We start from the raw sequence: 16596 nt of genomic DNA, 5'->3' as shown, positions 1-16596 counted from the left end.
CATCCGCAGCCTGAGGAAAACTATCGTGACCATTCGTTCCTACCAGGGCAAAACGCCACTGCTCGGCGAGCGGGTCTTCGTCGATCCCTCGGCCGTGCTCGTCGGCGACATCGAGATCGGCGCCGACAGCTCGGTCTGGCCGCTGGTGGTGATCCGCGGCGACATGCACCGCATCCGCATCGGCCAGCGCAGCAGCATCCAGGACGGCAGCGTGCTGCACATCACCCACGCCGGCCCCTTCAACCCGGACGGTTTTCCGCTGAGCATCGGCGACGAAGTGACCGTCGGGCACAAGGTCCTGCTGCACGGTTGCAGCATCGGCAACCGGGTGCTGGTGGGGATGGGCTCGATCGTCATGGACGGCGCGGTGATCGAGGACCAAGTGATCCTCGGCGCCGGCAGCCTGGTGCCGCCGGGCAAGGTGCTGGAGAGCGGCTTCCTCTACGTCGGCAGCCCGGCGAAGAAGGCCCGTCCGCTGAGCGACAAGGAGCGCGGCTTCTTCACCTACACCGCCGGCAACTACGTGAAGCTCAAGGACCTGCACATCGCCGAGGACTACCATGCGTGACGCCACGCTGCGCTACCCGAACATCCTCTTCGATCTCGACGGCACCCTCACCGACCCACGCGAGGGCATCACCCGCTCGGTGCAGTTCGCCCTCGCCCGCCTGGGCATCGACGAGCCGGACCTGGCGCGCCTGGAACACTTCATCGGCCCCCCGCTGTTGCAGTGCTTCATGCAGACCTACGGCTTCGACGAAGCGCGCGCCTGGGAGGCGGTGAACCACTACCGCGAGCGCTTCAGGGTCACCGGTCTCTACGAGAACCGCGTGTTCGACGGCATTCCCGAGCTGCTCGAAGCCCTGGTCGGACGCGGCCACACGCTCTACGTCGCGACCAGCAAGCCCGGCGTGTTCGCCCGCGAGATCGCCCGCCACTTCGCCTTCGACCGTCACTTCAAGGCGATCTACGGCAGCGAGCTGGACGGCACGCGCACGCACAAGGACGAACTGATCCGCCATCTGCTCGACAGCGAAGGCCTGGCAGCGGAGCATTGCCTGATGATCGGCGACCGCATGCACGACCTGCTCGGCGCCAGCCGCAACGGTGTCGCCTGCATCGGCGTCGGCTACGGCTTCGGCAGCGAAGACGAACTGCGCGCGCACCAGCCGACCCATTACTGCGCCGACCTCGCCGCCCTGCGGCAGGTATTGGAATCCCACTGACCCATGCTCCGTTTCAGACAAGGACGCCTGACATGACCGACAATCCCTTCGCCACCCCCACCGCCCCGGTGCAGCCGCCGGCCAGAGAGGTGCCCGCCACCACCCAGCCCTATGCGTTCATCGCGGTGCTGGCGCTGGTCACCTGCCTGTCCTTCGCCGTGAGCCTGGGCATCCAGTGGTACAACGACATCGGCGAGATCCGCCAGCGTTTCTCCGAGCACCTGCAACTGATGGCGCCGCACTGGTTCACCGGCCTGGTGTTCTACGCGGCGGCCAACCTGCTGGTGCTGCATGCCTACCGCGAGAAGCGGCAGCTCGTCGAGTTCCGCCCGCTGGCGCTGCTGCTGATCGGCTACGGTCTGCTCAACCTGGTCTGCGGCATGCTCGCCGGGATCGGCCTGGCACCGCTGACGCTGCCGTTCTACCAGTGGGTGACGGCGCAATCCAGCTACGGCGTCTGGCTGATGGCGTTCAACGAAGCGATGAGCTGGGTCTACCTGCTCCTGGGCAGCCTGCTGCCGTTGGGGCTGGTGCTGCTCGGCAGCCGGGTGAACTCGCCGCGCCTGGCCGAAGGGGAAGAAGCCCGCGTCGCTGCCTGGCAGGTCGCCCTGGGCGCCGCGCTGTGTTTCGCCACGCTGTGTTTCAAGCTGATGCAGTTCCTTCCCTACGCCCTGCTGCGCTACGACGAGCCTTGGCTATACGGCCTGTACCTGAGCGGCGTGGCGCTGCCCGCGGCGCTGCTCTTCGGCGCCGTCTGCACGCGCCTGCCGGCGCGCCTGCAACGCTTCGCCGCCGGCCGCGCGCTGCTGCTCGCGGTGGTCGCCATGCTGCTCTGGAGCGTCGCGCTGCTGGCGGTCGGCGGGGGGCTGGCGCTGCTGATGATCCTCGGCCTGGCGCCCGCTGGCATCGGCTATACGCTGCTGGTGGCGCTGCTCGGCGTCGGCCTGTTGGCGCTGCTCTGGCCGATCGGCCGGCTGGCCACGCGCTGGTGCTACGCCGACCAGCTCGCCGCCTGAGCAGGCGTCAGGGCGCTGCGGCGGCCAGCCGCTGCAACGCCGCCTGGCGCTCCGCCAGGGGGAGCTGGCCAAGGGCACGGACCCGCGCATAGAACGCCGGCCAGTTGCCGCCGACCTGGCGGAACAGCACGGCGAACGCCGCCACCCATTGGTCGTAGAGGCCGAAGGGAAGCAGCTTGGCATTGTTGAACGGCGCGTCGATCCAGGCCTTGAACGGCGACTCGCCACCCCATTCGCGCTGGCTCAGCGCCGCGTACTCGCGGCGCAGGCGCTGGAATTCGGCAGCCTTGCCGGCACGCTTGGCGGCATCGTCCAACGGCCCGGCATAAAGTGCTTCGAGGCGCGCACGACTGGCCAGGACCAGCGCGGTGAACTGCTCGCGGCGCTTCTCCTCGCGGCCGTCCGCCGGCGGCAGTCCACGATACTCGCGCCACTGGCGGGTACCTTCCTGTTCGACGAAGGTGGCGAAGGATTCGTTGAAGGCGGTGTCGTCGCGCAGGTAGAACTTCTGGTGCGCCAGTTCGTGGAAGATCAAGGTCGCCAGCCGTTCGTCGTCCCAGCGCAGCATGCTGCTGAGGATCGGATCGTCGAACCAGCCGAGGGTCGAGTAGGCCTGCACCCCGCCGACGTAGACGTCGTCGCCGAGCGCCCGCTGGCGCGCCGCCTCGGCGCGCGCGGCGGCCTCGCTGTAGTAGCCGCGGTAGGCCACGCAGCCGGCGATGGGGAAGCAATGGGTGACCGGCTGCAGCGACAGCTCCGGGGTGGCGAACACGTTCCATACCACGTAGGGCCGGCCGATATCGGCGTACAGGCGATAGCTGCGGTTGTCCGGCAGGCCGAGGCGTTCGCTGGCGAATTGCCGGGCCTTTTCCGCCTTCGCCAGGCGTTCGCGCAAGCGCGCGTCGCGCTGCGGGTCGGCGATCACCGCGGCGGCCGGCTCGCGGGCGCGCAGCAGGGCGAACTGGCCGCTGGCCAGTTGCCCGTAGTAGGAGACGGTCGAGCAACCGCTCAGCGCCAACAGCGCCAGGCAGGGAACCCAACGGGGCAGTCGAAGGTCAGCAAGCGGATGGCGAAGGCGGCGTGGCATGGGCGGAACATAGCACAGCACGCGGACCGCCCGCCGCCCTACCAGCACCGGTCCGCGATCCGGCGAGGCGGAGGAACGCAAGGCGTTTTTCCAAGGCGCGACGGATGGCGGCCGGGTTAAAGGAGCTTCGGAGTCTTCTATGCGTACGCTGCTGCTTGCCGGTGGCCTGCTCGTCCTGAGCGGCTGCTCACTGCTGATGCCCACCCCCGACCCGAACCGCGCCTGGGTCGACCTCGATACCCAGCCCGACGCCGATCTCGCCGCCGTGGAAGTCGACGACAAGAGCTGGGACCGCACGCGCTACTTCGAGGTCGATCCCGGCACCCGCGAACTCACGGTGCGCTACCAGTTCACCGTCGACCCGACCAACATCGGCCCCGTGGACAGCCCGCTCTGGCGCGATTGCCAGCTCAACCTCAAGTTCAAGGACTTCAGCGCCGGCCAGCGCTACCGCCTGGAGGCCGGGCACATCGGCTTCCGTCCCTGGGCGAAGCTCTACGACCAGGACAATAGGGAACTGGCGCGCGGCCGCGAGGGGCGCTGCGCGAAGGTCTGAACGGCGCAAGGCGAGGGCGCTATGCTAGGAGCTGAACGCCCTCCGGAGCCCGCCCCATGCGTCCACTCACCCGTCTCGTCCCGCTCGCGCTGCTGCTCCTCGCCGGCTGCGCCGGACCGCTGCCGCAGCCGGACCCGCAGATGGCCTGGGTCGAGCTGCGCAGCGCGCCGGCCAACACCCTGCTGGCCGAGCGCCTGGACGGCGAGCGGTTGAGCGACGGGCGCTACTTCCAGGTCACTCCGGGACGCCATGTGCTGGAGGTGCGCTTCCAGTACGAACTCTATGGCGGTTCCGGCGGCGGGGGCGGCGGCTTCGGCGAGCCGGTGCAGATCAACTGCTACCAGCAGGTGGTCTATGACAGCTTCGAGGCGGGCCGGCGCTATCGCCTGGAGGTGCGCCCGCAATTGCGCAGGGCGCTGGCGCTACTGAGCGACGAGCGTGGCGAGGTGGTCGCCCGTTCGAACTTCCAGACCAGCCGCTGCCCGCCGTACTGAAACGCAGCGGCTCAGTCGTCGTTCTTCTGGTAGATGATCTTCTTGGTGCCGTTCTCGCAACTGCCGACCACCATGTTCGGGTCGCTGACTTCGTCGTTGCGCACGATCTCCAGGGTGTAGGAGGTCACCCCGGCCGACTGGATCTTGGTCTCGATCTCCGCCTTGAGTTCCTCGCACGGCTTCGGCGCGGCCAGCGCCGTGGCGCTGAACAGCAAGGCGGCAATCCCCAGCCCGATGGTTTTCATGACCCGTCACTCCTCGTCGATGCCTGGCAGCCGAGTGCTGCGCAGCGCATCCTGCCGCATTCGACTGCGGCAGGCCAGGGCCAGTTCGCCGGGCTGGGGAAGCGTTCCGCTCAGCCGTCGAGGCTGGCGTCCAGGCTGATCTTCGCGTTGAGCACCTTGGATACCGGGCAACCGGCCTTGGCCTTGTTGGCGATCTGCTCGAAGGTCTGCGCGTCCGCCCCCGGCACGCGCGCCCTGAGCACCAGGTGCACGGCAGTGATGGCGAAACCGTCGGACTGCTTGTCGAGGGTGACCTCGGCGCGGGTCTCGATACGTTCGGCGGTCAGGCCGGCCTCACCGAGCATCATCGACAGGGCCATGCTGAAGCAGCCGGCGTGGGCCGCGCCGATCAGCTCTTCCGGGTTGGTTCCCGGTGCGCCCTCGAAGCGGGTATTGAAGCCATAGGGGTTGTCCTTGAGCGCGCCGCTTTCGGTGGAAAGGGTGCCCTTGCCGTCTTTCAGGCCGCCTTGCCAGACCGCCGATGCCGTCTTCTTCATGTCGACTCCTCCGGAGCTGTGGATGGACATCCGCTCGCGTCGGCGAGCGGGCATGTCTACATGGGAGGACGACGCAGCCGGACAAGTTCAGTCCGCCTGCGCGGCGGCGGGATTCAGGCGCAACCGTCGATGCGGCAGAGCGGCGCCGCGGCCCCGCCCACGGCATCGCTGCCGCCGGCAAGGCGCAGCTGCGTTTCGAGGAGAGCCCGCCAGTCGTCCGGCTGGCCGAGGTAGCGCCCGGTGTCGAGCACCTGCAGGCGGCCGTCGCGCTCCAGGGCGAAGGTCGGGAAGCCAGCGGCGCCGAGACGGTTCATCAGCCGCCGACTGTCGGCGAAGTGCGCGCGCAGCGGCTCGCCGGAGCAGGCGTCGAACGCCTCGGCGAAGCCCTCGCCAAGCCCCAGTTCGGCACCCAGCTCGAGCAACACCGGACGCTCGGCGATACGCCGGCCCTCGACGTAGTGGGCACGCTGGATCCGCGCCAGCATCGCCGCGCCGAGGCCGTCGAGCGCTTCGGCGGCAAGCACGGCGGCGGTCGGCGGGGCCGAGTCGAATACCGCGCTGGTGTCGCGCAGCAGGCCGTCGAAGTAGTCCTTGCCGAACGGCTGGCCGGTCAGTTGGGCGATCCGCAGGTCATGGGGCATCACGTAGTGGCGCAGACCGGCGCCGACCGGCTGGCGGTTGGCATCGGTCATCATGCCGCCGCCATGCAGGCGTACGTCCAGACCCGTCACCTCGCGGGCGGCGGCGAGCAGCGGCGAGGCGCCGTAGCACCAGCCGCAGAGCGGATCGTAGAGGTAATGCAGGGTGAGGTCGTTCATCTCGGTCTCCACGAGACGCCCCGCAGGGGACGCCTCGATCAGCGGCTATCGGCGGGCGCGGCTCAGGGCCACTGCATCTCGCCCTTGAGCACCTTGGCGCTCAGCTCCAGGCCTTCCTCGCCCGGCAGGTTCGGGTAGCGGCGCTTCATCGCCTCGACCAGCGCGGCGGAATCCCTGGCCTTGGGCAGTTCGGCTTCCAGGGCCTTCAGGTAGTCACGGGTGAAGCGCACGCCGTCCAGGCCCTTCGGCTCCTCGCCGGTGAAATGGCCGGGCACCACGCGCCGCGGTTGCAGCGCCTCGATCCGGTCGAGCATCGCCACCCAGGCCTGGCGCGAGGCCTGGGTCTGGGTATCGGCGGTCCAGACGTGCGAACCGGATTCCACCAGCACGCCACCAACCACCGTCTTCAGCGACGGAATCCACAGCACCGTGCGGTCCGGGCTCGGCCCCTTCAGGTCGACCACCTTCAGGGCATGGCCTTCCAGCTTCAACTGGTCGCCCTTCAGCGGCTCCGGCACCACCAGCGACGTCGGCGCGTTGTCCTTGAGGATCGGCCCCCAGTAGGCCAGCTTGGCGTCCTTGGTCGCCTGGATGTGTGCGACGGTCTGCGCCGTCGCGAGGATCTTCGCCTCGGGGAAGGCGGCCTTCAGCACGTCGAGGCCGAAGTAGAAGTCCGGGTCGCCGTGGCTGATGTAGATAGTGCTGAGGGTCTTGCCGCTGGCCTGGATACGCTTGACCAGTTGCTCGGCGTCGGCGCGGGAGAACTGCGCGTCGATCAGCATCGCCTCGCGCTGGCCCACCAGCAGTTCCGAGGACACGGCGAAGATCGCCTTCTCGCCGGGGTTGTAGACCTCCAGCCGCAGCGGTTCGGCGCTGGCGGCGAAGACGCCGGCGGCACCCAGCAGGGCGGCGGCGGCGAACAGGGAACGAAGCAATCCATGGCGCGACATGAGCGGTTCTCCAGGCAGTGGGATCAGAGGCTTGCCATGTTAGTTGCTTGAAAGCGCGCAAAAAGCCCCGCAATAATCACAGCTTTGTTGCATGGATCGAGCGAATCATGGACCGCCTGACCGCCACTCGCGTCTTCGTCGAAGTCATCGACAGCGGCAGCCAGACCGCCGCCGCCGAGCGTCTGGACATGTCCCGGGCGATGGTCTCGCGCTACCTCGCCGAGTTGGAGGAGTGGGTCGGCGCACGCCTGCTGCACCGCAGCACCCGCCGCCTGAGCCTGACCGACGCCGGCGCGGAGCTGTTGCCGCAGTGCCGCGAGATGCTCGCCGTGGCCGACGCCATGCAGGCCACCGGCCAGACCCGCCGCGACAGCCCGCGCGGCACTCTGCGCATCACCAGCAGCCTGTCCTTCGCCCAGGCCTGGCTGACCCGTGCCGCCGCCGCCTTCGTCGAGCGCTACCCGGGCACCGCCATCGACCTGCAGGTCAACAGCCAGGTGGTCAACCTGGTGGAGGAGCGCATCGACCTAGCCCTGCGCATCGCCAACCAGCTCGACCCCAACCTGATCGCCCGCCGCCTCGGCGAATGCCGCTCGGTGATCTGCGCCGCGCCGGACTACCTGCGCCGCCACGGCACCCCGCGGCGCCCGGAGGACCTGGCGCTGCACAACTGCCTGACCTACTCCTACTTCGGCCGCAGTCTCTGGCAGTTCGAGCGCGACGGCGAGCCGATCAGCGTGCCGGTGGGTGGCAGTCTCAGCGCCAACGAATCCACCGTGCTGCTGGAGGCCGCCGCCGCCGGTGCCGGGATCAGCCAGCAGCCGCTGTACTCGGCAGCCCCGCTGATCCGTAGCGGACGCCTGGTGGCGCTGCTGCCGGAGTGGTCGCCGCAGGTGCTCGGCATCCACGCGGTGTACGCCTCGCGCCGGCAGATGCCGCCGGCGCTGCGGGCGCTGCTGGACTTCCTGGTCGAACGGATGGCGGCCGATCCGCACTGGGACGAGGCGGGCCCCCTGGCGCTGGCGTGAAAGCCGGGTAGACTGCTGGACGCGCCGCCTTCGACGCACCTTTATCCCCTGTCTGGAGCACGTCCATGTCCCTGTCGATCTACCAGGCTTCGATCCCGACCTTCCTGCGCACCCTCGGCAACCTCTCGGCGATCCTGAAGAAAGCCGCCGCCCACGCCGAAGCGAAGAACATCGATCCGCGCATCTTCATCGACGCCCGGCTGGCGCCGGACATGTTCCCCCTGGCGCGCCAGGTGCAGATCGCCAGCGACGCCGCCAAGGGCGCCGGCGCGCGGCTGGCCGGGCTGGAAGTGCCGAGCTACGCGGATACGGAAACCACCTTCGACGAACTCCAGGCACGCATCGCCCGCACCGTCGAGTTCCTCGAGGGCATCCGCGAGGAACAACTGGACGGCGCCGAAGAGCGCAACGTGACCCTCAAGGTGCGCGGCCAGGAGATCAGCTTCAACGGCCGCGACTTCCTCTTCGGCTTCGCCCTGCCCAACTTCTTCTTCCACGTCACCACCGCCTACGCCATCCTCCGCCACAACGGCGTCGAACTGGGCAAGATGGACTTCCTCGGCGGCGCCTGAGGTTCCCGCGCCGGGATGGCACGCACAAGGACCATGGAATGGATCGGAAAACCCTCGACGACACCAGCAAGTTCCTCAGCTATGTCCTTCGCCACCAGCCCGAGGCCATCGGCCTGACGCTGGACGGCCAAGGCTGGGCCGACATCGACGCCCTGATCGCCGGCGCGGCGCGGGACGGCCGCGCCCTCGACCGCATGCTGCTCGGCGCGGTGGTCGAGAACAACGACAAGAAGCGCTTCGCCCTCTCCGCCGATGGCCAGCGCATCCGCGCCGTGCAAGGCCACTCGCATGCCGCGGTGGCCATCGCCTACGCCCCCGCGGTCCCGCCCGCAGTGCTCTACCACGGCACCGCCAGCCGCTTCCTCGACTCCATCCGCGAGCGCGGCCTGGTTCCCGGCAGCCGCCACCACGTCCATCTCTCCGCCCGCCGCGCCACCGCCCTAGAAGTCGGCCGCCGCTACGGCAGCCCGGTTCTGCTGGAAATCGACGCGCGCGACATGCATCTGGCCGGGCACCTATTCCACCAGGCGGAGAACGGCGTCTGGCTGACCGAGCGGGTAGCCGTGCGGTTCATCCGCGAGGCTTGAGAAGGCATCGCCTCTCATCGGGAAGTCGTAGGGCGCATAACGCGCAGCGTTATCCGCCGATGCGCCGAGGCTAAAAGGAGAAAGCCGCCGCCTGCGATGAACCAACCGCCTCCTTGATGGCCCGCTGCCGCCTAGCAGAAGCGGCAGTGGAGCAGGCGGTGAAAGCCGGCTTGACTGAGGAAAGATACCGACAAGCGCAGGACGCCCGATGGACCTTCGCCCCAGCCACGTGCATGTGTTCCCACCCAGCCGCGACCTCCCGGCCGCAACCAGTCCGCACCGCGAAACCCTGCTGCGCAGCGGCTGCGCCTGGAACGGCTCGCTCTACCTCGGCTATCCCCTCGGCCAGCCGCAGCTCACCGTGCAGCGCCTGAGCCTGGCCGCCCACGAACGCCTGGACTGGCAGGTCCATCCGATGCCCAGCGCGCTTTACGTGCTCAAGGGCGAACTGCGCCTGGAGACCCGCGACGGTGCCCAGAGCACGCGGGTGCTGGAAGGCGAGGCGGCGGGTTGCCTGATGAACATCATCCATCGCCTGATAGCCGGGGCCGAACCGGTGGAAGCCCTGCTGTTCCATGCCGGCGTGGAAGGCATGCCGGTGGGGCTCGGCGAACGCGGCGAAATGCCCGACGCCTGAAGACGCCGGCGGGCCGGACAGCAGCCCGAACCCGCCACGCCCCGCGTCACGCTCAGGCGGAGAGCCCGTACAACCTGAGCCAGCCTTCCAGCGCCAGTGCGGTCTCCAGGTTGTGGCGGCTCACCTGGGTGTTGAAGTACCCCTCCGGATGCTCCAGTTCGGCGGCCAGGAACTCTCGCGAAACGATGCCGAACACCGGGTTCGCCGCGTCCTCCAGCAGGCGCCGCACGCTCCCGCGCAGGAAACGCTCGTAGCCGAGGTTGGCAGAAGTCGGATAAGGGCTCTTGCGGCGCTTGAGCACGGCTTCCGGGACATAGTCGGCGCAGGCCCGCTTGAGCAGCCACTTCTCCTCGCCGTCCCGGCTCTTGATCGACCAGGGCACGTTGTAGACGTACTCCACCAGCTCATGGTCGGTGTAGGGCACCCGCACCTCCAGGCCGTTGCACATGCTCAGGCGATCCTTGCGTTCGAGCAGCAGCACCATCCAGCGCTTCAGATGCAGATGGCTGAACTCGCGCATCCGCCGCTCCTCCGGGCTGTCGCCGGCCAGGTGTTCGACCTGGCGCAGCCCATCGTCGTAGCTGGCCTGCTGGTACTGGAGGAGATCGCAGCGGCGGTTGAAACCGGCGTCGATGAAGCCGGCCGGCAGGCGCACCCTGGAGGCCCAGGGGAAGCGCGCCGCAGCCACCGCCTGCGGATCGCGGAACCAGCCGTAGCCACCGAACAGCTCGTCGGCGCCTTCACCGGAGATGGCCACCGTGGAATGCCGGCGGATCTCGCCGAACATCAGGTGCAGCGAGGTATCCATGTCGCCGAAGGTGAAAGGTACGTCCTTGGCCCGGAATACCTCTTCGCGCGCTCGTTCGCAGACCAGTTCGGCATTGTCGATGAGCACGGTGCGATGACGGCTGCCGATGTACTGCGCGGCCAGCAGGGCGAACGGCTGGTCCTGGTCGGGACGCAGGTCGTCGCTGCGGAACTGCTCGGCCTGGCCGACGAAGTCCACCGAGAACGAATTGATGTCGCCGCCGTGCTCCGCCTTCGCGATGCGCTGGGCGATGCCGGTCAGGGCGGTCGAATCGAGCCCACCCGATAGCAGCGAACACACCGGAACGTCGGCGTGCAATTGCGCCCCCAGGGCGCGGGTGACCAGTTCGCGGGTGCGCTGCACGGTGCTCTGCAGGTCGTCGGCATGCTCCTGGCGGCGCACCTCCCAGTAGCGGCGCAACTTCGCCTGGGAATTGGGACGCCAGGACAGCAGGTGGCCGGGCAGCAGTTCCTGGACCTCGCGGAACGGCGTCTGCGAAGTGCCCCGGGACAGCGTCAGGAGGTCGACCAGGCCGACCGCGTCGAGCCTGGCGGCGAATTCCGGATGCGCCAGGATGGACTTGATCTCCGAGCCGAACAGCAGTCCCTCGCGGTGCCGCGCGTAATACAGCGGCTTGATGCCCAGGCGGTCGCGCACCAGCAGCAGGTGGCCGTCGCGGCCATCGAAGACGGCGAAGGCGAACATCCCGGTCAGGTACTCGCAACAACGCTCGCCCCATTGCAGATAGGCGTGCAGGACCACCTCGGTATCGCTGCGGGTGCGGAACTCATGTCCGGCCCGGCGCAACCGCTCGCGCAGGGCATCGTGGTTGTACACCTCGCCGGTGTAGACGAGGGTGACCTCCTGGCCGGTGGGAAAGCGATAGGACATCGGCTGCACGCCGCCGCTGAGGTCGATGACCGCCAGCCGCCGGTGACCCAGCAGGGCGTTGCGGTGCTTCCAGATGCCCTCGGCATCCGGCCCGCGCAAGGCGAGCGTATCGGTCATGGCGAAGATCGCCGGAAATTCGTCGTCGAGCTTGCGCGTGTAATCCACCCAACCCGCGAGACCGCACATAGGGAAACTCCTCTAATTGATGTTTATCGGGAAACTCATCCAGAGAACATGCTGAAAACATCCGTGCGGCCGGACAGATTTCCGGCGTACGAATGCTTCGCCCAAGGCGGTCGATGTATGAACTTTTCGAGGACCTGAAGATAATCAGTTTCGGCAGGCCTGCGCCCAAGGAAGGCCAATGATAGAACAGGAAAAAACGTGGCCGAGTTAATTAATATCTATCTAAATCTGGTAGCTGTTTTTAAAAAAACAAAGGAAAAACAATAATCTACAAAATTAATGAAATATCCTGAAACATCATTACACGGCTCTACAACCAGATATTACAGGGTCGTTCACGGCTCTTTCCAAAGACTTAGAAAGCTAATCCAATTAAACTTATAATTGCTTTAGGCCAATCATATGGATAGCCAACTAAGCAAATGACTACAACAAACTCAGATCGTACAACTATTGAATATAAGAGTTGTCCATCGACGCTGATTTCGTGGCAACGTTCGACGCGACGATGGACGAGCGGGAAAAGTAGGGCGGCGCGGGGAATGGAGAATTAAAGAAGGCAACTTCGAGCGAGCGATACATCCGGAAGCGGGCCCGCTGCACCGGGCCCGCCAGACGACCTACCTCAAGGGCATTTGCAGGTCGACGGACCGAACACCGGCCCGCTGCACGGGTCCTCGGACGGGCCGAAAACCGGGCACGCGGCCTGGGCGGTAAGAGAGAAGCCACAGAGCAGGAACACAGCCAACAGTACTTTCTTCATTTGCAACCTCCTGGTTGGTAATCGAACGCTCCCTGTCCCTGGTCGAGGGTACAGTCGGTCATCACGGGCACTCGCAGACGGTCGGTCCCAGCACCGGGCCCGCGCAGGGATCTTCCCCCGGCCCGAGCACCGCGCAGTCCGCCTGCGCCGTCAGCGAGAACATCCACAGCAGCAGCGAAGCCGCCAGCATCTTCCTTTTCATCTGACCTCCTTGGTCGAAACAGCGATCAACGATCCGTGTCCTTCTCCGAAAACAAGGGCATTTGCCTGCAGAAGGACCGAACGCCCGTCCGCTCGCGGCGCACCGCAAGACTCGCCGGCGAGCCGCCGGACCCCGGAGAGCAAAGACCAGCCCGAGCGAACGCGCCAGTGCGGTGGATTGCCGCAGCGCCAGCGAAAGTACCGGGGCAGGGGGCTTCGGCACCGGTTCGCCATCAACTTTTCCTATCCCCGGCGGCCACATAAATTCGTTGGACGCCCCGCGCCGGCGCCTCCAAGAATGCCGCACGGGTGCGAAGTCCGGCCGTGCACCCACCGACGCCCCACAACAGCAAGAACAACGATCGGTGCATCCATGGCAAAGGACCTGACTTCCCCAGACGCCTCCGCGTCGTCCCGCAACCCTCCCTCCGCGCGCCTCCGTCTACCGGCGACACGCGCCCCCTAGCACCGCCCTCCCGTCCGCCACCGCAGCAACCCGCGACGCACCTTGCGTCGGCCCCGGCCCCCGCGCCGCCGGCGGGCACCGCTCGCCCGCGCTCCGCCCGCCGCACCGATCGACCCATGAACCGAACAAGAACAGGAGTCCACCCGATGCGCTACGCCCCTCACGCAAGCCGATACTCCCTCTTCGCCCTGGCCGTCTCGGCAGCCCTGCTGCCCGGCGCCGGCTGGGCCGCCAACGGCGACCTCGCCGGCGCCCGCAAGCCGCCCAGCGTCGCCTGCTCCTGGAACCGCGAGGCAGCGTTGTCCTACGAGGAGCGCCGGCTCGACACGCCGCTGCCGTTCAGCGGCGCCAACGTCGTCACCCATGACCAGACGCCGCTGGCCGAGCGCATCGTCAAGGGCGCCGGCTTCGACGGCTTCGAACCGGCCTTCGCCAAGCGCCTGTGCGCCGCCGACGGCCGCACCCCGGTCAGCAGCTACGCCAAGGCACTGAAGCTGGTCACCGAAGAGGGCCGCGCGCTGTGGCGCGCCGCCGTCGACCGGGCCCAGGGGCGCCGCGCCATTCCCGCCGGCGCGCTGCCGGCCAGCGATGACCGCATGCTCTACTGGACGCGCCTCTACATGACCCGCACCCTGCGCCAGTGGGCGCCATCCTTCCACCTCGGCAAGGCCCAGGCCCAGGCGCTGCAATGGCGCTTCGAACGCGCCTCGCGCGGACAGCTGGACATCGACCTGCCGCGCCGCTACGCCGCCGACGGCTCGCGCTACCGGCGGATGATCATCAGCGGCTTCGACGTCTTCACCCTGGGCACTCCCGGGACGGCGAACACCGGCCTGCGCAACGGCAACCCCTCGGGCGCCACCGCCCTTGCGCTGGACGGCCGCGAGTTCAGGCTGGCCGACGGCAGCCTGCTGCGTATCGAGGCCTACCTGTTGCCGGTCAGCTACGACCCGTTCAACCGCGGCATGCAGGAAGACACCCTGGGCCCCTGGTTCCGCCCCGGCCCGCGCCGGGTCGACGCCTCCATCACCATCAGCCAGGGCGGCGCCAACCAGTTCTGGCTGGAGGCCTGGAACGGCCGCTTCCACGGCTCCTCCGCCGGCAACGACGGCATCGTCTACTGCCCCGCCGACAGCGCTTTGCCCAACTACGTGCTTCCCCTGGGCAGCGTGACCAATCCCGGCACCGCGCCGATTTCCCTGCGGGGCTCCGGCTGCAATATCAACCCGCCGCGCCGCTGGCTCGGCTACGACAGCGCCAGCCGCTGGCGGCAGAACCTGCCGGCACAGTTCTCCAAGGCCTCGCTGCCGGTCCGCCAGTTGCTCGCCGCCGATACCTGGCGCGGCATCGAGCGGCCGCCGGGCGCTACCAGCCAGGCCGCGGAAGGCTTCGACGTCACCTGGCACACCAACTACGACTTCTTCCCCGATTGCGCCAACCCGCGCACCGAAAACGTGCCGACCAACGGGGTGATGAACGCCATGCCCGATCCCTCCCTGGTGCTCCCGCCGAACCGACGGATCTGCGCGCGCAACGGCGGTGGCGGCGACTACCTGTCCAACGAGAGCGCCTACCGCAACACGGTGCTGCGCGACGCGTTCCGCCTGGAGATTCCCGCCGGGCACATCCATGTACCGGTGATGAACAACTACTACACCGGCGTACCGGCGAGCGGCGGCGGCGCGCGCAACGACAACGCCATCAGCGACGCCCGCTACGAGGCCTACCGCAGCGCCATCGTGGCGCAGACCCGGGCGCTGCTGGTGGGCGTCGGCAACGCCCTGGCGCAGGGGGCGCAAGCGGACTAGTCCTCGCCAGGCGCAAGGCCCTCGCGTCCTATCGCTTCGCCGCGGAGCCAAACTGCCGCCGACGCAGGCCAACGGGACGGTAGCCCGTCGCTTCAGCCTCTACTGAATCGAAAAAGACGGCACGCGGGGAAACCTCGGACTCACGACCCGGAGCTTTCCCAGGCCCGCGCCGGAACGGTAGGGCAGAGTCGAAGAGTGCGAACGCCGATGATGGAGACAACCGCCATCGCCCGCATCACCGGGGCGGTGGCAAGGATTTCCCCTGACTTGGAGAGTTTTCCATGAGCTTCGCGCAGAATCTCCTACGCCTACGCCAGCAGAACGCCCTGACCCAACGGCAGATGGCCGAGCGATTGGGCGTCACCGTGAGCCAGTTGCGGCACTTCGAAACCAAGGGCGGGCACCCGTCGCTGGTGGTGCTGCAAACCATCGCCGGACGTTTCGCGGTGCCCCTCGACTGGCTGGTCTGCGAGCGCAGCGAGCGGCAGGCGCTACCGGAAGACCTGCGCCTGCAGTTCGAGGCCATCGGCCGCCTGCGGCTGGACGAGCGGCGCGCCATCCGGGCGTTGCTCGACGACCTGATCCGCCAGTACATGGCCAAGCGCAACGCAGCGGCCAAGCCCCTCCCGGCGGCTTGCGCCGAGGCCACGGAAACGTCCCCGTAGCCCCGGCGCACGGCTCAGTCGCTGCCGTACCTCGGCGAGCGCGGGCCGTACAACAGTCCGCCCGGCTGGCCGGCCGAGAGCAGGCGCGCACTGGTCATCCCGGCGATCGGATAACCGGCGTCCTCCACCGAACTGTTGATGATCTGCTTGACCGCCGCGGTGATCAGCATGCCCACCAGGCCGCCGTTGTTGCCGCCGTTGCCTTCCTCGCTGGAGGCGGTCGCCGAGCCGGTCCACAGGGTGGTGCCGGATCGCAGGTCGACCAGCTTGGCGCTGGCGGTGACGATGGTCGCGCTGCTGATCACCATGTAGCGCGTGCCGTAGTCGCTCACCGTGACGTACAGCGCCGCGTCGGCGCCATAGATCTCGCGCAGCTTGGCCGGGGACACCTGGTGCACGTCGCCGGCGCTGGTCAGGCCGTTCTGGCGGAAGGTCTCGTCGGCCAGCGCCACCGGCACCACGTAGTAGCCGGCCTCGGCCAGCGGGAAGGTGACCTGCGAGAGCATGCTGTAGGTCGCCTTCACGTCGGGCGACTCGTTCAGCGGCGGCAGGACCAGGATCGAGCGCGGCTTGGCCTGCTTGAACGCCGAGTAATCGACGCTCTTGGTCGGCGCGCAGCCGCCGAGCAGGGCCAGCAGGGTGAAACCGGCCACCAGGCCGGACAGTCGGGCGAGTTTCAACGGGCACCTCCACGGGCGTTGTTCAGGAGGAAGTCCATGTAGGTCGCCGACTCGGGAAACAGCGCCTTCTCGGTCTCGAACTCGCGGACCATCTGGTCGTCCTTGCCGATGCTGGAATAGAGCAGCCCCAGCTGGGCGTGGTAGCCCGGCGGTACCGCGCCGTTCTTCGCCCGGATCTTCTCGAGGTCGGCTTCCAGCGCCTGCGCCTGGGCCTCCTTGGATTCACCCTTGAAGTATTCGTGGACCTGGGCCTGGTAGCCCTCCCACTGGTACAGCGTCTTCGGTCCGCTGCACCCGGCCAGCGCCATGCTCCCCAGCAGCGCCGCCGTCCATGTGATCGTCTTGCTCATGTGTGCCGTGATTCCCTGGTTTCTGG

Annotated in this window: 21 protein-coding genes; 11 read left to right on the top strand and 10 right to left on the bottom strand. The window is 67.8% G+C overall.

Annotated features, from left to right (window positions below; translation table 11 throughout):
• The first annotated feature begins 25 nt into the window (after positions 1 to 25).
• The 3 genes from ACM0M4_RS00515 to ACM0M4_RS00505 are packed head-to-tail and all read left to right on the top strand — an operon-like array spanning position 26 to position 2242.
• Positions 26 to 568 (top strand): gamma carbonic anhydrase family protein, encoded by a 543-nt coding sequence (locus tag ACM0M4_RS00515; RefSeq protein ID WP_003106612.1) that lies wholly within the window; start codon positions 26 to 28, stop codon positions 566 to 568.
• Complete coding sequence (locus ACM0M4_RS00510; protein WP_003106611.1) at positions 561 to 1226, top strand: HAD family hydrolase; 666 nt, start codon at positions 561 to 563, stop codon at positions 1224 to 1226. Before ACM0M4_RS00515 ends, ACM0M4_RS00510 begins: the two co-directional genes overlap by 8 nt.
• Before the next feature lie 32 nt (positions 1227 to 1258).
• Positions 1259 to 2242, top strand: coding sequence for a hypothetical protein (locus tag ACM0M4_RS00505; protein ID WP_003114660.1), 984 nt, complete (start codon positions 1259 to 1261; stop codon positions 2240 to 2242).
• A 7-nt stretch (positions 2243 to 2249) separates the two neighbouring features.
• Here ACM0M4_RS00505 and ACM0M4_RS00500 read toward each other — a convergent pair whose 3' ends face one another.
• Positions 2250 to 3377 carry an aminopeptidase gene (locus tag ACM0M4_RS00500; RefSeq protein WP_003118564.1) on the bottom strand — a complete coding sequence of 376 codons (1128 nt, stop codon included), beginning with the start codon at positions 3375 to 3377 and terminating at the stop codon, positions 2250 to 2252.
• 91 nt (positions 3378 to 3468) lie between these two features.
• Here ACM0M4_RS00500 and ACM0M4_RS00495 point away from each other — a divergent pair, with 91 nt between their 5' ends.
• Complete coding sequence (locus ACM0M4_RS00495; protein ID WP_003083614.1) at positions 3469 to 3885, top strand: hypothetical protein; 417 nt, start codon at positions 3469 to 3471, stop codon at positions 3883 to 3885.
• A 56-nt stretch (positions 3886 to 3941) separates the two neighbouring features.
• On the top strand, positions 3942 to 4379 hold the full coding sequence (locus ACM0M4_RS00490) for a hypothetical protein (RefSeq protein WP_016263990.1): 438 nt from the start codon (positions 3942 to 3944) through the stop codon (positions 4377 to 4379).
• 11 nt (positions 4380 to 4390) lie between these two features.
• Here ACM0M4_RS00490 and ACM0M4_RS00485 read toward each other — a convergent pair whose 3' ends face one another.
• The 4 genes from ACM0M4_RS00485 to ACM0M4_RS00470 all read right to left on the bottom strand — a co-directional run bounded on the left by ACM0M4_RS00485 (position 4391) and on the right by ACM0M4_RS00470 (position 6928).
• Positions 4391 to 4624, bottom strand: a complete 234-nt coding sequence (locus ACM0M4_RS00485; protein WP_003083610.1) for a DUF1161 domain-containing protein — start codon at positions 4622 to 4624, stop codon at positions 4391 to 4393.
• A 110-nt stretch (positions 4625 to 4734) separates the two neighbouring features.
• Positions 4735 to 5190: an OsmC family protein gene (locus ACM0M4_RS00480; RefSeq protein ID WP_003118563.1), complete on the bottom strand. Its 456-nt coding sequence runs from the start codon at positions 5188 to 5190 to the stop codon at positions 4735 to 4737.
• Positions 5191 to 5273: 83 nt separating this feature from the next.
• On the bottom strand, positions 5274 to 5978 hold the full coding sequence (gene dsbM / locus ACM0M4_RS00475) for a disulfide reductase DsbM (RefSeq protein ID WP_003128176.1): 705 nt from the start codon (positions 5976 to 5978) through the stop codon (positions 5274 to 5276).
• Between the two features lie 62 nt (positions 5979 to 6040).
• Complete coding sequence (locus tag ACM0M4_RS00470) at positions 6041 to 6928, bottom strand: MBL fold metallo-hydrolase (RefSeq protein WP_003083599.1); 888 nt, start codon at positions 6926 to 6928, stop codon at positions 6041 to 6043.
• A 107-nt stretch (positions 6929 to 7035) separates the two neighbouring features.
• On the opposite strand from ACM0M4_RS00470, the gene osaR reads away from it, so the two are divergent.
• The 4 genes from osaR to ACM0M4_RS00450 all read left to right on the top strand — a co-directional run bounded on the left by osaR (position 7036) and on the right by ACM0M4_RS00450 (position 9752).
• A complete protein-coding gene (gene osaR, locus ACM0M4_RS00465) occupies positions 7036 to 7956 on the top strand; it encodes an oxidative stress response transcriptional regulator OsaR (protein ID WP_010793595.1) in 921 nt (306 codons plus the stop codon).
• A gap of 65 nt (positions 7957 to 8021) precedes the next feature.
• Positions 8022 to 8528 (top strand): DUF1993 domain-containing protein, encoded by a 507-nt coding sequence (locus tag ACM0M4_RS00460; RefSeq protein WP_003083593.1) that lies wholly within the window; start codon positions 8022 to 8024, stop codon positions 8526 to 8528.
• A 38-nt stretch (positions 8529 to 8566) separates the two neighbouring features.
• Positions 8567 to 9115, top strand: a complete 549-nt coding sequence (locus tag ACM0M4_RS00455) for an RNA 2'-phosphotransferase (protein ID WP_054375690.1) — start codon at positions 8567 to 8569, stop codon at positions 9113 to 9115.
• A 208-nt stretch (positions 9116 to 9323) separates the two neighbouring features.
• Positions 9324 to 9752, top strand: a complete 429-nt coding sequence (locus ACM0M4_RS00450) for a cupin domain-containing protein (RefSeq protein ID WP_003083588.1) — start codon at positions 9324 to 9326, stop codon at positions 9750 to 9752.
• 52 nt (positions 9753 to 9804) lie between these two features.
• On the opposite strand, the gene asnB is transcribed toward ACM0M4_RS00450, so the two are convergent.
• The 3 genes from asnB to ACM0M4_RS00435 form a co-directional block, all read right to left on the bottom strand.
• The gene (gene asnB, locus ACM0M4_RS00445) at positions 9805 to 11637 is read right to left on the bottom strand and encodes an asparagine synthase (glutamine-hydrolyzing) (protein ID WP_012613433.1); all 1833 of its coding nucleotides are present in this window, start codon (positions 11635 to 11637) and stop codon (positions 9805 to 9807) included.
• Positions 11638 to 12262: 625 nt separating this feature from the next.
• On the bottom strand, positions 12263 to 12400 hold the full coding sequence (locus tag ACM0M4_RS00440) for a PA0050 family protein (protein WP_079392888.1): 138 nt from the start codon (positions 12398 to 12400) through the stop codon (positions 12263 to 12265).
• Between the two features lie 61 nt (positions 12401 to 12461).
• Complete coding sequence (locus tag ACM0M4_RS00435) at positions 12462 to 12602, bottom strand: PA0050 family protein (RefSeq protein WP_003083582.1); 141 nt, start codon at positions 12600 to 12602, stop codon at positions 12462 to 12464.
• Between the two features lie 611 nt (positions 12603 to 13213).
• Between ACM0M4_RS00435 and ACM0M4_RS00430 the strand changes: the two genes are divergently transcribed.
• Together ACM0M4_RS00430 and ACM0M4_RS00425 are read left to right on the top strand one after the other, a co-directional pair.
• Entirely contained in the window at positions 13214 to 14875 is a 1662-nt protein-coding gene (locus ACM0M4_RS00430) for a hypothetical protein (RefSeq protein WP_003118561.1), read from the top strand.
• 281 nt (positions 14876 to 15156) lie between these two features.
• Entirely contained in the window at positions 15157 to 15540 is a 384-nt protein-coding gene (locus tag ACM0M4_RS00425) for a helix-turn-helix domain-containing protein (protein WP_003104304.1), read from the top strand.
• Between the two features lie 14 nt (positions 15541 to 15554).
• Here the strand turns inward: ACM0M4_RS00425 and ACM0M4_RS00420 are convergent, their stop codons facing one another.
• Positions 15555 to 16220 carry a DUF799 domain-containing protein gene (locus tag ACM0M4_RS00420; protein WP_003083573.1) on the bottom strand — a complete coding sequence of 222 codons (666 nt, stop codon included), beginning with the start codon at positions 16218 to 16220 and terminating at the stop codon, positions 15555 to 15557.
• Positions 16217 to 16570 (bottom strand): DUF4810 domain-containing protein, encoded by a 354-nt coding sequence (locus ACM0M4_RS00415; protein ID WP_003083569.1) that lies wholly within the window; start codon positions 16568 to 16570, stop codon positions 16217 to 16219. Before ACM0M4_RS00415 ends, ACM0M4_RS00420 begins: the two co-directional genes overlap by 4 nt.
• Between the last annotated feature and the right edge of the window lie 26 nt (positions 16571 to 16596).

The organism is Pseudomonas sp. 18-147, assembly GCF_051048045.1.
GTDB classification, from domain to species: domain Bacteria; phylum Pseudomonadota; class Gammaproteobacteria; order Pseudomonadales; family Pseudomonadaceae; genus Pseudomonas; species Pseudomonas aeruginosa.
The sequence above is the reverse complement of the archived record's forward strand: the minus strand, read 5'-3'. Positions and strand labels throughout refer to the sequence as shown.